General features: G+C 72.3%; 14 protein-coding genes and 1 pseudogene. 7 read left to right on the plus strand and 8 right to left on the minus strand.

The features are described from left to right. Positions 1-306 precede the first annotated feature (306 nt). The 5 genes from ACIRFL_RS04890 to ACIRFL_RS04910 all read left to right on the plus strand — a co-directional run bounded on the left by ACIRFL_RS04890 (position 307) and on the right by ACIRFL_RS04910 (position 4113). On the plus strand, positions 307-681 hold the full coding sequence (locus ACIRFL_RS04890; protein WP_404023876.1) for an LPXTG cell wall anchor domain-containing protein: 375 nt from the start codon (positions 307-309) through the stop codon (positions 679-681). Beyond that, positions 678-1298, plus strand: a complete 621-nt coding sequence (locus ACIRFL_RS04895; protein ID WP_404023877.1) for a class F sortase — start codon at positions 678-680, stop codon at positions 1296-1298. The genes ACIRFL_RS04890 and ACIRFL_RS04895 overlap by 4 nt, the downstream gene beginning before the upstream one ends. Positions 1299-1499: 201 nt before the next feature. After that, entirely contained in the window at positions 1500-1991 is a 492-nt protein-coding gene (locus tag ACIRFL_RS04900; protein ID WP_404023878.1) for an RNA polymerase sigma factor, read from the plus strand. Continuing rightward, on the plus strand, positions 1975-2496 hold the full coding sequence (locus ACIRFL_RS04905) for a hypothetical protein (protein WP_404023880.1): 522 nt from the start codon (positions 1975-1977) through the stop codon (positions 2494-2496). The genes ACIRFL_RS04900 and ACIRFL_RS04905 overlap by 17 nt, the downstream gene beginning before the upstream one ends. A gap of 384 nt (positions 2497-2880) precedes the next feature. Next, entirely contained in the window at positions 2881-4113 is a 1233-nt protein-coding gene (locus tag ACIRFL_RS04910; RefSeq protein ID WP_404023882.1) for an acyl-CoA dehydrogenase family protein, read from the plus strand. Positions 4114-4207: 94 nt separating this feature from the next. Here the strand turns inward: ACIRFL_RS04910 and ACIRFL_RS04915 are convergent, their stop codons facing one another. From ACIRFL_RS04915 to ACIRFL_RS04940, 6 genes are all read right to left on the minus strand, one after another. After that, positions 4208-4804 carry a GAF domain-containing protein gene (locus ACIRFL_RS04915; protein ID WP_404023884.1) on the minus strand — a complete coding sequence of 199 codons (597 nt, stop codon included), beginning with the start codon at positions 4802-4804 and terminating at the stop codon, positions 4208-4210. Positions 4805-4835: 31 nt separating this feature from the next. Next, positions 4836-5438 carry a GTP-binding protein gene (locus tag ACIRFL_RS04920; RefSeq protein WP_404023885.1) on the minus strand — a complete coding sequence of 201 codons (603 nt, stop codon included), beginning with the start codon at positions 5436-5438 and terminating at the stop codon, positions 4836-4838. After that, on the minus strand, positions 5416-5793 hold the full coding sequence (locus ACIRFL_RS04925; protein WP_404023888.1) for a DUF742 domain-containing protein: 378 nt from the start codon (positions 5791-5793) through the stop codon (positions 5416-5418). Before ACIRFL_RS04925 ends, ACIRFL_RS04920 begins: the two co-directional genes overlap by 23 nt. Before the next feature lie 2 nt (positions 5794-5795). Beyond that, the gene (locus ACIRFL_RS04930; protein ID WP_404023924.1) at positions 5796-6224 is read right to left on the minus strand and encodes a roadblock/LC7 domain-containing protein; all 429 of its coding nucleotides are present in this window, start codon (positions 6222-6224) and stop codon (positions 5796-5798) included. A gap of 49 nt (positions 6225-6273) precedes the next feature. Then, positions 6274-8004 carry an ATP-binding protein gene (locus tag ACIRFL_RS04935; RefSeq protein ID WP_404023890.1) on the minus strand — a complete coding sequence of 577 codons (1731 nt, stop codon included), beginning with the start codon at positions 8002-8004 and terminating at the stop codon, positions 6274-6276. 497 nt (positions 8005-8501) lie between these two features. Then, positions 8502-8795 carry a hypothetical protein gene (locus ACIRFL_RS04940; protein ID WP_404023893.1) on the minus strand — a complete coding sequence of 98 codons (294 nt, stop codon included), beginning with the start codon at positions 8793-8795 and terminating at the stop codon, positions 8502-8504. Between the two features lie 489 nt (positions 8796-9284). Between ACIRFL_RS04940 and ACIRFL_RS04945 the strand changes: the two genes are divergently transcribed. After that, positions 9285-10427, plus strand: coding sequence for a diaminopropionate ammonia-lyase (locus ACIRFL_RS04945; protein ID WP_404023894.1), 1143 nt, complete (start codon positions 9285-9287; stop codon positions 10425-10427). 80 nt (positions 10428-10507) lie between these two features. Here ACIRFL_RS04945 and ACIRFL_RS04950 read toward each other — a convergent pair whose 3' ends face one another. Both ACIRFL_RS04950 and ACIRFL_RS04955 read right to left on the minus strand, forming a co-directional pair. Continuing rightward, a complete protein-coding gene (locus tag ACIRFL_RS04950; RefSeq protein WP_404023896.1) occupies positions 10508-11623 on the minus strand; it encodes a hypothetical protein in 1116 nt (371 codons plus the stop codon). Between the two features lie 594 nt (positions 11624-12217). After that, a complete protein-coding gene (locus ACIRFL_RS04955) occupies positions 12218-12439 on the minus strand; it encodes a hypothetical protein (protein ID WP_404023897.1) in 222 nt (73 codons plus the stop codon). Positions 12440-12654: 215 nt separating this feature from the next. Here ACIRFL_RS04955 and ACIRFL_RS04960 point away from each other — a divergent pair. Next, positions 12655-12774 (plus strand): annotated as a pseudogene (locus ACIRFL_RS04960) (DNA-directed RNA polymerase subunit alpha); the annotation flags it as partial.

A 12774-nucleotide genomic window follows, 5' to 3' on the forward strand; every position in this document is an offset into this window, starting at 1 on the left:
TGCCGGTTGGCTGCGGCGTCGTTATGGCTGGTCGCGCCCACGCGGCGGAGCCGCACATCGACGCAGCCCCGCGCCCCTTTCTGGGCGTGGTGTCGTCAGTCGTGTGCGGGCGCGTTGTGGTTGTTCGCGCCCACGCGGCGGAGCCGCACATCGACACAGCCCCGCGCCCCTTCGGGGCGCAGCCCCATGTGCCCGACCCTTGGCTTTGCCTGTTCTTTACAACCCAAGGGTGGGGGGTGTCGTCTCTTCGGCTGATCCGTGACCGCCCGTCGACCACCGGGCGGCGAGACGAAAGAGAGCGATCCGATGCGCCGAATTGTCCTGAGTGTCATGGCACTCGCGGCCACCGCCGTGCTGGCGGGCACCGCGCCCGCGTTCGCCGACGGGACGGCACCCTCCCCGGTCCCGAGCAGGGCCGCCACCCCCGCGCCCAGCGACAAGCTGTCCCCGAGCCCGGTGCCCTCCCGGGTGTCGAGCACCGAACCGACCCGGGCGCCGGGCCGGGGGCAGGTCTCCGTGGTGCCCAAGGGCGCGCCCGACACCGGCGTGACGGAGCCGTCCGCCGGGTCCGGCTCCCAGAACGGGCTGATCGGGGGCGGCGCCGCCGCGGCCCTCGTCGCGGCCGGCGGTGCCGTCTTCGTCGTACGCCGTCGGCGGGCGGCCGGGACCACCGGGGCATGACCCCGCCGTCCCGGCGTGCGGTCGCCGCCGCGGCGCTGGCGACGCTGCTCGCCGGCTGCGGCGGCCGGGCGGAGGACCGGGCCACGCCCGCGGCCCGGGGGAGCGAGCGGGGCGGGACACCGGCCTCGACGGGTGCGGGAGCCGCGCCGCGACCGCTCGCCCGTTCGGTCCCGGTCCGGCTGCTGATCCCGGCCATCGGCGTGGACACCCCACTGCTGCAACTGGGGCTCGCTGCCGACCGCAGCGTGCAGGTGCCGCCGGTCACCGCGCACGACCGGGCGGGCTGGTACCGGCACTCGCCGACACCGGGCCAGGTCGGGCCGTCGATCGTGCTCGGCCATGTCACGGTCGGCGCCTACGGCGACGGGGTCTTCCGGCACCTGGCGCGGCTGCGCCCCGGCGAGACGATCACGGCACGCCTGGCGAACGGCGCGCGGCCCGAGTTCGCCGTCACCCGGGTACGGACCGTCGCCAAGGCGAAGTTCCCGGCCGACGAGGTCTACGGCGACGTGGACCGGCCCGAGCTGCGCCTGATCACCTGCGGCGGCCCGCACACCGGCGACGGCTACCAGGACAACGTGATCGTCTTCGCCGCGCTGACCGGCACCGCCCCCTGAACCGGCGGGAGGCGGGCCCGGGTCCGCGGAACGCGCACCGCGGGCCCGGCATCTTCCCCACGGGTGCCGCCGCGCCCGGCACCATGTGCCCCCACCCGCCCAGCACCATCTGCCCCCGCCCGCCCAGCGCTTTTTCCCCCCGCCCGCCCAGCCCTGCATGCCCCCCACCCGCGCCCCGAGGCGTGACGAACCTGGAGAGCGTTGAAACGGTCCCGCGACAAGGCAGCGTCCGAACTGTTCGCCGCGCTGTACCCGCGTCTCGCCGGCTGGTGCCGCCGTCTCGTCGACGACGACGAGACGGCCCACGAGATCGCCTCCGAGGCGTTCACCCGGCTCTGGGCCCGCTGGACGTCCGTGGACGAGCCCCGCGGCTTCCTCTACGTCACCGCGGCCAACCTCGTCCGCGACCACTGGCGCCGGCTGGAACGCGAGCGCAGGGCCGTGCGCCGGGTGACCACGGAGGCCGCGGTCCGCCCGCACGCCGAGGCGCCGGACCCGTCGGTGCGGCTCCTGGTGCAGTCCCTGCCGGAACGGTTGCGCGTCCCGATCCTCCTCCACTACTACGCTGACATGCCGATCCGGGAGGTGTCCGTGCTGACCGGGCGCAAGGAAGGAACCGTCAAGGCCGACCTGCACGCGGCCCGCGAACTGCTCCGCGTCCACCTGAGGAGAAGCCTTGACCACACGCTTTGACGGCGACCCGGAGTTCGCGCCCGACGACCCGCTCCTGGTGGTCCTGCGTCCCCCGGCCGACCACCTCGGCCCGCCCCCCGGCCGCTACGAGGCGATCCGCCGGGCCGCGGCCCGCCGCAAGCTGCTGCGCGCCGCGGCCGGCGCCGGACTGACCTGTGCGGTGGCCGCCCTCGTCGCGCTGCCCCTGCACCTGTCGGCACCGGCCGCCCCCGCCCGGCCGGCGGTCCCGCTCGCGCCGCCGCCCCCGACCGCGCCGCCCGCGTCCCCGACTTCGCCGCCCGCGTCCCCGATGCCGACGCCGTCGGGGGTCCGGGAGTCCACGACTCCGGGCCCCGGCCGCGTCACCCGGGGTCCCGTCGGCGCGCCGGGCAGCGCGCCGACCACCGCTGGCCCGTCGTCGTCGCAGACGGACGTCTCGCGCATCGCGCCCTCGTCGCGTGCGAGCAGAGGCGCCCCCAGCCCCTCGGACGCCACACCGTCCGCTCTGCGCCGCCAATTTGGCTGATCTGCGCCGTTGGACCGGCGCCGGGAAAGCGGAGCCGGTTCTCTTATCGGCCAGCCGGGCCGTGACCGATTGTCGTCGGACAACTCCTCCCGCCCGCCAGGCAATTGCCTGGTGGGCTGGCCTGCATCCAGATCAGGTAACCCCTGTTCACGCTCGGTTGGTGTCTCTCCGTAGTGTGGGGGGCCGGGAGCGGGTGGTCTCCCGTATCGCACCCATGAGACGGAGCGCAAGATGCCGTATTTCGGTCAACATCCCTGGTTGATCTTGGCTGAGATGGATCGATAAGTAGACAATTCCTTGGGCGGTCAGCCTGGGGCGAGGAACCACTGCCTACGAACGACCTCCGGATCCAGCCGGACACGGAGGCAGCGTGTTGGAGGGGTTGTGGAACGCTATTTCACCAGCGGATGGCATGAGGATCTACGGCGTCGCGTGCGGGAGTTCGCCGAGCGGGAGGTACGCCCGCGGATTCCCGAGATGGAGGCTTCCAGGACGGTCTCGCACGAGCTGTCCAGGCTCATAGCCCGGCAGGGCTGGATCGGCGTGACCATCGGCAGGGAGTACGGCGGGATGGGGGCCGGGCACCTGGCCAAGACCATCATCATCGAGGAACTGGCCCGCGTCTGCGGGGCCATGGGAGCCATGGCGCAGGCATCCCAGCTCGGCGTCGCCAAGATCATCCACTTCGGCAACGCGCTGCAGCGGCGGACCTGGCTGCCGCGCATCGCGGCCGGCGAGTGCCTGCCGACGATCGCGGTCACCGAACCGGAGTCGGGCGGCCACGTCCTCGGCATGGGCAGCACCGCAGTCCGCGACGGCGACGACTACATCCTCAACGGCCGCAAGGTCTTCGTCGGCAACAGCCACGTCGGCGATGTGCACGGAGTGGTCGTCCGCACCGGTGAGGGCTCGAAGGGGCTGTCCGCCTTCCTCGTCGAGTCCGACCGCCCGGGCTTCTCGCTCGCCCCGCACCGGCCCGCCATGGGCCTGCACGGATTCAGCTTCGGCGAACTCGTCTTCGACAACTGCCGGGTGCCGGCGGCCAATCTGCTCGGCGGCGAGGGCCAGGGTCTGGCCGTCGCCTACTCGTCGAGCGTGCTGTACGGGCGGCCCAACCTCACTGCGGTCTCGCTCGGCATCCACCAGGCGGCCTTCGAGGAGACCACCGCGCTGTGCAGCAAGCGCGAGCGGTACGGTGCACCGCTCGCCCAACTGAACAGCATCAAGCTCAGGCTGGGCAGGATGAAGTCACGGCTGATGACGGCGAGGCTGGCCGCCTACCACGCCGTGCACCTGCTCGACCAGGGGCTGCCGTGCGACGCCGAGCTGATGAACGCCAAGTTCCTCAATCACGAGTCGGCCGTCGAATCGGCCCGCGACGCCATGGAGATCCACGCGGCGAGCGGCCTGTTCACCGACCGCCCCATCGAGCGCTATCTGCGGGACGCGCACCACATCTACGCCCCCGCGGGCACCTCGGACATCCAGCTGCTGCGGCTCGGCGAGGTCGCCCTGGGCACGGCCAGGGGCCAGTGGTCGGAGCGGCTGTCCGGTCTCGTCCGCACCGTCGAGCCGCGCCGCCGGCTGGGACAGCTGGAGACGGCGGGCCTGGGCTGAACGACCGGGAGCCACGGACACAGCGTCGTGCCCGCGGCTCCCGCGCATCGGCCCAGGGCCCCCACCGCACGCGGGGCGTGCGCCCCGCGGCGGCTCAGATCCCGCCCCGGCTCTCCAACTCGTGAATCCGGTCGACCAGTTGCTGGGCCATCGACTTGATGGTGGCCAGGCCGTCCCGCCCCCACGGGTGGGTGTCCGTGTCCACGACGCAGATCGTGCCCAGGGCCATCCCGGTCTTCCAGTCGATGAGCGGCGCGCCCATGTACGAGCGGATGCCGATCTCGTCCACGACGCGGTTCCCGGCGAACCGCGGATAGTCGCAGACGTCCTCCAGCACCAGCGCCTTCTTGCGCACCACGACATGCGGGCAGTAGCCCTGGTCGCGGGTCATCGTCCGGCCGACCTGGTGCTGCTGCTGCGGCGCCGCCTCCAGCTGCACGCCCGGCCGGCCGGCGGCGTACAGACCGGCGAAGTACTGCCGGTTCTCGTCGATGAAGTTGACCATCGAGAACGGCGCGCCGGTGACATGCGCCAGATTGCGCGCGAACTCGTCGAACTCCGGCACGGGGGTGTCCCCGATGCCGAGTTCGCGCAGCCGGGCCACCCGGGCGGGCGCGTCCCGGTCCTCCGGGGTCAGCAGCAGATGGCCGGTCGGGTCGAACGGGGTGTTGTAGGGAACCGGGGCTGACATGCAGGCTCCATTCGGTCGCGGTGAGCTGTCCTCAGCGCGACGGGTTAAGCTCCGCGGGCGAGATGCCGGGAGTCGAGGCGAGCAGGTGCTGGACGAGGGCGATCAACACGCGGGTTCCGGAGTTGCACTGCCGCGCGTCGCACATCACGACGGGGACGTCGGGCTTGAGATCGAGGGCCGCGCGCACCTCTTCGGCGTCGTAGCGGTAGGCGCCGTCGAACTCGTTGACGGCCACGATGAACCCGATGCCGCGCCGCTCGAAGAAGTCGACGGCGGCGAAACAGTGGTCGAGTCGCCGGGTGTCCGCGAGCACCACGGCGCCCAGCGCCCCGTTGGACAGCTCGTCCCACATGAACCAGAAGCGTTCCTGCCCGGGCGTGCCGAACAGATACAGGACGTTGTCCGGACTCAGCGTGATGCGGCCGAAGTCCATCGCCACGGTCGTGGTCGACTTGTCCTCGATGCCCACCAGGCTGTCCGTGCGGGCGCTGACACTCGTCAGCAACTCCTCGGTGCTCAGCGGCTCGATCTCGCTGACCGCTCCGACGAAGGTGGTCTTGCCGACCCCGAAGCCCCCGGCGATGAGGATCTTCAGGGCGGTCGGAAAGGGGTCAGAGCCGCTTGCGAAGGCCATGCAGCACCGCCTCCAGGAGGTTTCGATCGGTCGGGGAGGCCGCCTCTACGACGCGGGGCGCCCGCGTGGTGAGCGCCCTGTGCGTCACGAGGTCGGAGAGCAGAACTTTGGTGATGACGGCCGGCAGCCGCAGATGGGCGGCCACCTCGGCCACCGACATGGGGGCGTCGCACAGCGCGAGGACCTGGTCGTAGTCCGGGCCGAGATACGTCTGCGGCCGGGTGCCGGTGGCCATCACCATGGTCAGCAGGTCGAAGTGGGCCGAGGGACGGGTGCGCCCGTTGCTGACGGTGTACGGCCGTACTAACCGCCCGGCCTCGTCATCGAGCCACGACCCGTCCTCCGCGTCCGTCATGCTCAGCGCCCCGGATCCATCGACGCGCCGGCCGCCTGTTGGCGGGCGGGCGTGGACAGGTACGGGCGGACGCTCTTGACCAGCATGGCCATCTCGTAGCCGAGCACCGCCGCGTCGGCCTCCCGGTCGGCGAGGACGGCCAGGCAGGCGCCGGAGCCCGCAGCGCACACGAACAGCAGCACGGTGTCCAGCTCCACCACCACCTGCCGTACGTCGGCCCCCTGCGCGAACTGCATGCCCGCGCTGCGGGCCAGCGAGTGCAGGCCGGACGCCAGGGCGGCCAGGTGTTCTGCTTCGGCAACTGTGTCGAGCCCGTCGAAGGCCTTCGCCAGTCCGTCGGAAGACAGCAAAAGGGCACTGCGGGTGTAGGGGACCCGCTGGACGAGGCCGGCCAGGAGCCAGTCCAGGTTCTTCGACTGGCCGGCATGCATGTCGCTCACGGTGGCGTTCTTCTCCTCGTTACAAGTACGGAGCCTGCGGTCAGCGAGAGCTGTCGGTGGGAGGCTCATCGGGTTCATGATCAGCGAGGCTGACTCCGCGCTGGAAGCTGGCCATCAGTCCAGGATCGTGCTCCACCTCCTGCTCGTCGTTCCGGCGGGGGGCGGGACCGTTGCGCAGTTCCGGTACCAGGTGCTCCTGTGCGCGGCGCTGCGGCAGCCGCGGCCGGTCGTTCTGGACGTTCCCGCCGTGCGGGGAAGCGTGGTCGTGGTGTGCCGCCGGCGCGCCCGCGCCCCGCGAGTACGGCTGTGCGGGTGCGGGTGCGGGTGCCGGTGCGGGTGCCGGTGCGGGCGCCGCGGTCCGGGCCTGCGGCATCGGCTGCCGCAGGGCGGGCTGCCGGCCGGGTGCCGCCTGCACGGCCTGGTACGGCGCGGGCGGCACCTGGGCCGGGTGACCCTGGGGCGCGGCCATGTGCGCGGGGGGCACCTGCGCCGCGGGGACCCGGGCCTGCGGCAGCTGGGCCTGCGGGGCCTGGTGGGCCTGGGCCTGCGGGGCCTGGTGGGCCTGGGCCTGTGGCAGTTGGGCCTGCGGTATCTGGGCCTGCTGCATCTGGGCCGGCGGTACGTGCGCCTGCGCGGGCACCTCGGCGGGGGCCTGCGCGGGGGCCTCGATCTCCTCGTCGCCGAGCAGCCCGCGCGGGATCACCAGGATGGCCTGGACACCGCCGTAGATGTTGCTCTGCAGCCGGACCGCGATGCCGTGCCGGCGGGCCAGCGCGGACACCACGTACAGGCCGATACGGCCGTCGGCGAGCAGCTTGCTGAGGTCGATCCGGTCCGGCTCGGCGAGCAGCGTGTTGATCCGCGTCTGCTCCTGCAGGGGCATGCCCAGACCGCGGTCCTCGACCTCGACGGCCAGCCCCGCGGTCACCCGCTGGGCACGCAGCAGGACTTGGGCGTGCGGCTCGGAGAACATCGTGGCGTTCTCGACGAGTTCGGCCAGCAGGTGGATGACGTCGGCGACGGCGTGGCCGCGCAGCGTGCCCTCGATCGGCGGCACCAGCTTGACCCGCGAGTAGTGCTCGACCTCGGCGATGGACGACCGCAGCACCTCGGTCAGGGTCACCGGGCGGGTCCACTGCCGGCGGGACACCGAGCCGCCGAGCACGGCGACGTTCTCCGCGTGCCGGCGGATGCGGGTGGCCAGGTGGTCGACGTGGAAGAGACCCTTGAGCAGCTCCGGGTCCTCGACCTCGTTCTCCAGCTGGTCGAGCATGTTGATCGCGCGGTGCACGAGCGACTGCAGGCGCCGGGCGAGGTTGACGAAGACCTCGACCTTCTCCTCGCTGTCCGGCGAGGAGGCGCGGGAGAACTGCGCCGTGCGGGCGACCGCCGTCCTGGCCTGCCACATGCTGACGTTGATCTCGTACGCGAGCCGCCCGAGCCCGTCGCTTCGCGCCGGGGCCTGGTGGGTGAACGGCTGCTGCTCCACCTGCTCGCCCTGCTCCAGCCGGCGCAGCACGTCCTGAAGATCGGCCTGGCCCGCGGCGACCGCGCGGCGCAGCGACTCGTACTGCCGCGACACCGACCGGCTCTCGGCGCGCCCCGCGTACCCGGCGCCGGCCAGGACGCCGCAGCCGAGAACGGCGGCGCCGGTGAGCACGCCCCAGGTGGCCGCGTCGGCGGTGCCCTCCTGGCTGCGCAGTACGAAGAGCACGACGACGGCGGCCAGCAGTGCCATCAGCGCCGCCGGCACCACCGCGAGCCGGACCACGGGCGAGCGGTGGGAACGAATGGCCGAATCTGTCGGCGCGTCCTGTGTCGGCGGCCGGGCATGTCTGTTCCGCGCCGAGGGCGGCGCCGTCACCCGGCCGGGCTCCGAACTCACTGCGTAGGGCGGGGTTTCGGGCATCGGAGTCCTCTCGGTCATGCAGTTGGGGACACGCGGCGCACAGCGCGGACCAACTGTCAACTCCGGTATGGAATCAGACAGTTAATAGGACAGCTACCCTACGCCAATCTCGTTCTTGTGACGTAATTCCCGCATCACGGATACGGCACTGTGACCGGCCAAAACAAGGCGCGGCTCCTCTCTGGCACAGCGGAAACGCGCGTCCGTGAAAGGTTCGTGAATCTCCGGTTCCGGGGCCCTGTTCCGGGCCGTCGGACCGGCGCCGGAACACGGCGGAGGCTCCGGCCTGTTCCGGCCGGAGCCTCCGCTTCCCTTCTCGCTGCTGTGTCGGTGCCTGCGGCACCCTCGCCGTCAGCGGGTCACCGTACGACGATCACCACGGGAGAGTTGCCGTAGCCGTACCCGTAGCCGTAGGGGCTGAAGCCGTACGGACTGAACCCGTAGCCGCCGAACCCGCCGTACCCGCCGAACCCGCAGAATCGGTTGAAGCCGCGGTTGAAGCCACCGAAGCCGCATCCGCCGCCGGTCACCAGGCTGGTGTGCGACAGCGACGCGACGCCGTGCGTAGGGACCGCTGCCGAGGCCGGACTGGCGGCCACTCCCGTTCCGACGATCGCACCGCCTGCGAGGAGAGCGGCGGCCAAGGTTCGCATGACCGGTTTCCTGCGCATATTTCGGCCTCCTTTGCCCCGGTGAGTCCTCACTCATACCGGTGTATCCCCTCGCTCCAGGTAACACCGGATCGGCTGAACGGACCACCCGAGCACCCCGCACCCCGGAGACACCGGGCCCGCGTATCAGCCACCCCCAAGCGGCCGTTCACCGCCCGGAAAGCGGCGATCAGCGCAATCCCGCCCGGAAAGGCCGACCCCCGCCCCCTTCACCCGTTGAGGTGAAGCCCACCACAGACCGTGACACCACAAACCGATGAGCCCCCGAAGGGGCGCGGGGAACTGCGCGCCCAGCCACAACGCACCCGCACATGTCCGACGACACCACGCCCCCTGAAGGGGCGCGGGGAACTGCGCGAACAGCCACAACGCACCCGCAGCCAACCAACAAACCTTGCTTGACGCTGTGGTCGGCCCCGGTGCGGAGCAGGCCGCTGGACCGATCGCAGGGGCGTGACGGAGTCTGGTCCCGTGTCCGAGGACCCCGCTAGCCTTCCGTCGCCGTCCTGGTTCGTGCGGCCCGCGGCCCGTGCCTGGCGCTGCGCGCCCGCGCCCACCGCGGCCAGGGCCTTCCACGCCGCCCTGCCCGACTACGCGCCCACGCCCCTGACCCCGCTCCCCGGCCTGGCGGCTGAGCTGGGCGTGGGCCAGGTCTTCGCCAAGGACGAGTCCTGCCGTCTGGGCCTGCCCGCGTTCAAGGCGCTCGGCGCGTCCTGGGCGATCCACCGCGCCCTCGCCGAACGGGCCGCGAGCGGCGCGGAGCCCGGCCCGGTCACCCTGGTCACCGCCACCGACGGCAACCACGGCCGGGCGGTGGCCCGCACGGCCCGCAGGCTCGGACACCGCGCCCACGTCTTCGTCCCGCAGGACGTGCACCCGCAGGCCGTGGCGGCCATCGCCGCCGAGCAGGCGCAGGTCACCGGGGTTCCGGGGCCGTACGACGAGGCGGTCCGGCTGGCGGCGGACGCGGCGGCGGCGCCGCGCGCCCTCCTGATCCAGGACACCGCCTGGCCGGGCTACGAACGGATCCCGGGCTGGATCGTCGAGGGCTACGCCACCCTCTGCGCCGAGACGGATGAGCAGCTGAGGGCCGCTGGGGTGACCGGCGGCCCCGACCTCGTAGCCGTACCGGTGGGAGTGGGCTCCCTGGCCCAGGCCGTCGTCACCCACTACCGCAGCCGCCCCTCGGGCCGGGCGCCCGCACTGCTGTCGGTGGAGCCGCAGTCCGCCGCCTGTGTCCTGGCGAGCCTGACCCGCGGCGCCCCCGTCACCGTCACCACCGGCGAGACCGCCATGGCCGGGCTGAACTGCGGCACCCCCTCCAGCATCGCCTGGCCCCACCTGCGCCACGGGCTGGACGCCGCGGTCGCCGTCTCCGACGCGGACACCGCCCGCGCGGCCGCCCGCCTGGCCGCCCTCGGCTTCGCGGCGGGCCCCTGCGGGGCGGCCGCGCTGGCCGGCGTCCGTACGATGCTCACCGGCGCGGGCGCCGCCGAACGCCGTACCGCGCTGGCGCTCGACGCGACGTCCGTGCTCGTGCTGCTGAGCACCGAGGGCCCGGCGGCGAACCCGCACGCGCCCACGGCCCCCGGCGCCGTACCCCCGGCATCCTGACCCGCCTCACGACGGGCCTCACGACCGGGCGGCCCGCGAGGACCGTCAACTGCCGGTCGACGCCTCTTGTGGACGCCTCTTTACGCCTCGGAAGGCGGGCCGGAGCGCTCGATCAGACCGTGGATCGCCCGATCGCCGTGCGCGTCCATGGGCGTGGAGTAGTCACCGACGGCCCAGACGCCGCCGGTGCCGCCGGCCGATGCCAGGTCGTAGAAGGTGTAGGACGGCCACGTGGTGTCGCCGTCGGGCGCGAGCGCTCCGGCCTCCTTCGTCCACGCGGTGCCGTCGAAGTGCCAGAAGACCGGCTCCGCACGCGCCGGCTCGGTCTGGTCGTTGCCGGTGACCCACAGCCCGCCGCGGCCGTCGGAAACGATCGCGTGCAGGTAGAGGTCGGCGAGCGCTCCCGTGATGTCCTTCCACGTGGTGCCGTCCCAGTGGGCGACGCTCGGCACCGGCGGATCGGCATCGGGCCCGTCGGCCCACCCGGCGACGTACACGCTGTCCGGTGCCACGGCGGCGATCTTGGCGGTGTCCGTACCGGTCCGTACGGGAGGCTCCTCCATCAGCGTCCAGGTGGTGCCGTCCCAGTGGTACGTCACCGGGTGGCCCCCGTCCACCGGGTACTGCATGCCGGTGGCGTAGGCGTCGTCCGCCGAGAGGGCGTCGATGTCCCGGATGTCGACCCGGTCCGGCAGCGCGAAGGTCTGCCATGTGCCGTCGGAGTAGGTGTAGAGCGCGTTGCCGCCCTTGAAGAGGCGTCCGGGTACGGCATCGATCGGCACCTCCGGCCAGGAGTCGTCGGCGGGCCCGGCCGTGGGCACGCTGGTCCAGCGCCGCCCGTCGTAGTGCACGAGCGCCTGGTCCCGCTGCACCGTGCCGTAGGCCCAGACGTCGTCCGCGGCCACGGCGCTGACCGACGACCACTGCCAGACCGCGGGGAGCCCCGGAGCGGTGTCCTTGCTCCACTTCGCGCCGTCCCAGCGCATGATGACGCCCTGGCCGCCCGTCCTGCCGACCGCCCACGCGAGATCGTCGGTGACGGAGGAGACGGACATCAAGGACTCGGCGGGGCTGGTGCCGGACAGGGAGACCTCCCAGCCGGACTGCGTCGCCGCGCCGGCTCCGCCTGCCGTGAGCACGACGGAGGCGAGGGCCAGGGAGGTGACCGCGGTGCGCGTGAGGTGCCGTATGAGCATCAGTGAGCGTTCCTTTGCGGTGGAGGGAAGGCTGCCGTCAGCCGAATGCGGGGTGTGGCCGCTCGGCTACGGAACCAGACCACCGGTGCACCCGGATGGTTGTAGCCCCCGGCCCACCGGAAGAGCCCTCGACGCAGGCCAGCCCCATGCGGAGTTCTCCGGAGCGGTGTTCCCGGGGCGGGTGTTCCCGGGAGCGGGGCTCCTTGATCCGGACCGGCCCGGCGTCACCGGTCCCGGACACCGAGGAATGCCGAGAAGCCGAGTCGCCATCGCGGCTCGGCTTCTCGTTCTCGTGAGGCACCGGAGACGGCCAGGGACCGGCTGCCGGAGCCACCGCACTCGTGACCTAGGCTGCCCGGGACCGCGCGGCACGCGGCCCCGGGGCGGGCTCCGGTACCTCCTGGAGCACGAAGGTCTCGTCTTCCCCGAAGTCCGGGGCTCGGAAAGGGTTCGTCGTCGGGCGCGGCGATGCCGGCGCCGTACGGCGGGGCTGCCCTTCCATGGCGGAGAACAGCGACGTCAGTTCGATGAGAGGTCTCGCTTTCGTTGCAGGTCCCCGAAGGGGCCTGGCGTGCCGGACCGGGCACAGCGGTCCTACAGCTTGGTCATCTTGGCGTACGGGCTCAAGATCCGCATCTGCGCCGAGCCGAAATCCACGAGCGCCGCGATTCCGTCCTCGATGCCGATGACCCGGCCGAGGCCGTACATGTCGTGTGTGACCTGGTCGCCCACGGCGAAGTGCTTGGGAGCCGGTGCGACCGGGGGTTTGAAGGGGCTGGTGGGCAGATGACGCTTCGGTGCAGCAGGCTTTGTCATTGCCCCCAGTATGCGCCTATGCACCGCGCCGGTGGCCGACTCCGAGGGGTTGAGGTGGCCGATCGCACTCCGCTCCGGCGACAGCCGAGCCCGCCGACCGGTCGGCGGACGGGCGGGGTCGGGCGGTTCGGCATCCTGGAAGGCCGGACCGCCCGTACTCTTCGTGGTATCTACGGCGTCACATAGCGGGCGCCGAACACTGGAGGCAATACCTCGTGCTGATCGCTCAGCGTCCCTCACTGACCGAAGAGGTCGTCGACGAGTTCCGTTCCCGGTTCGTGATCGAGCCGCTGGAGCCGGGCTTCGGCTACACCCTCGGCAACTCGCTCCGTCGT

This window comes from Streptomyces sp. NPDC102462 (genome assembly GCF_044765425.1).
GTDB lineage: Bacteria > Actinomycetota > Actinomycetes > Streptomycetales > Streptomycetaceae > Streptomyces.

What these genes read in the sequence shown, in the direction of transcription:
- ACIRFL_RS04940 (WP_404023893.1), bottom strand. Translation starts at nt 8,795, where the DNA reads ATGCGAACCTTGGCCGCCGCTCTCCTCGCAGGCGGTGCGATCGTCGGA.
- ACIRFL_RS04915 (WP_404023884.1), bottom strand. Translation starts at nt 4,804, where the DNA reads ATGTCAGCCCCGGTTCCCTACAACACCCCGTTCGACCCGACCGGCCAT.
- ACIRFL_RS04950 (WP_404023896.1), bottom strand. Translation starts at nt 11,623, where the DNA reads ATGCTCATACGGCACCTCACGCGCACCGCGGTCACCTCCCTGGCCCTC.
- ACIRFL_RS04955 (WP_404023897.1), bottom strand. Translation starts at nt 12,439, where the DNA reads ATGACAAAGCCTGCTGCACCGAAGCGTCATCTGCCCACCAGCCCCTTC.
- ACIRFL_RS04890 (WP_404023876.1), top strand. Translation starts at nt 307, where the DNA reads ATGCGCCGAATTGTCCTGAGTGTCATGGCACTCGCGGCCACCGCCGTG.
- ACIRFL_RS04930 (WP_404023924.1), bottom strand. Translation starts at nt 6,224, where the DNA reads ATGCATGCCGGCCAGTCGAAGAACCTGGACTGGCTCCTGGCCGGCCTC.
- ACIRFL_RS04895 (WP_404023877.1), top strand. Translation starts at nt 678, where the DNA reads ATGACCCCGCCGTCCCGGCGTGCGGTCGCCGCCGCGGCGCTGGCGACG.
- ACIRFL_RS04925 (WP_404023888.1), bottom strand. Translation starts at nt 5,793, where the DNA reads ATGACGGACGCGGAGGACGGGTCGTGGCTCGATGACGAGGCCGGGCGG.
- ACIRFL_RS04920 (WP_404023885.1), bottom strand. Translation starts at nt 5,438, where the DNA reads ATGGCCTTCGCAAGCGGCTCTGACCCCTTTCCGACCGCCCTGAAGATC.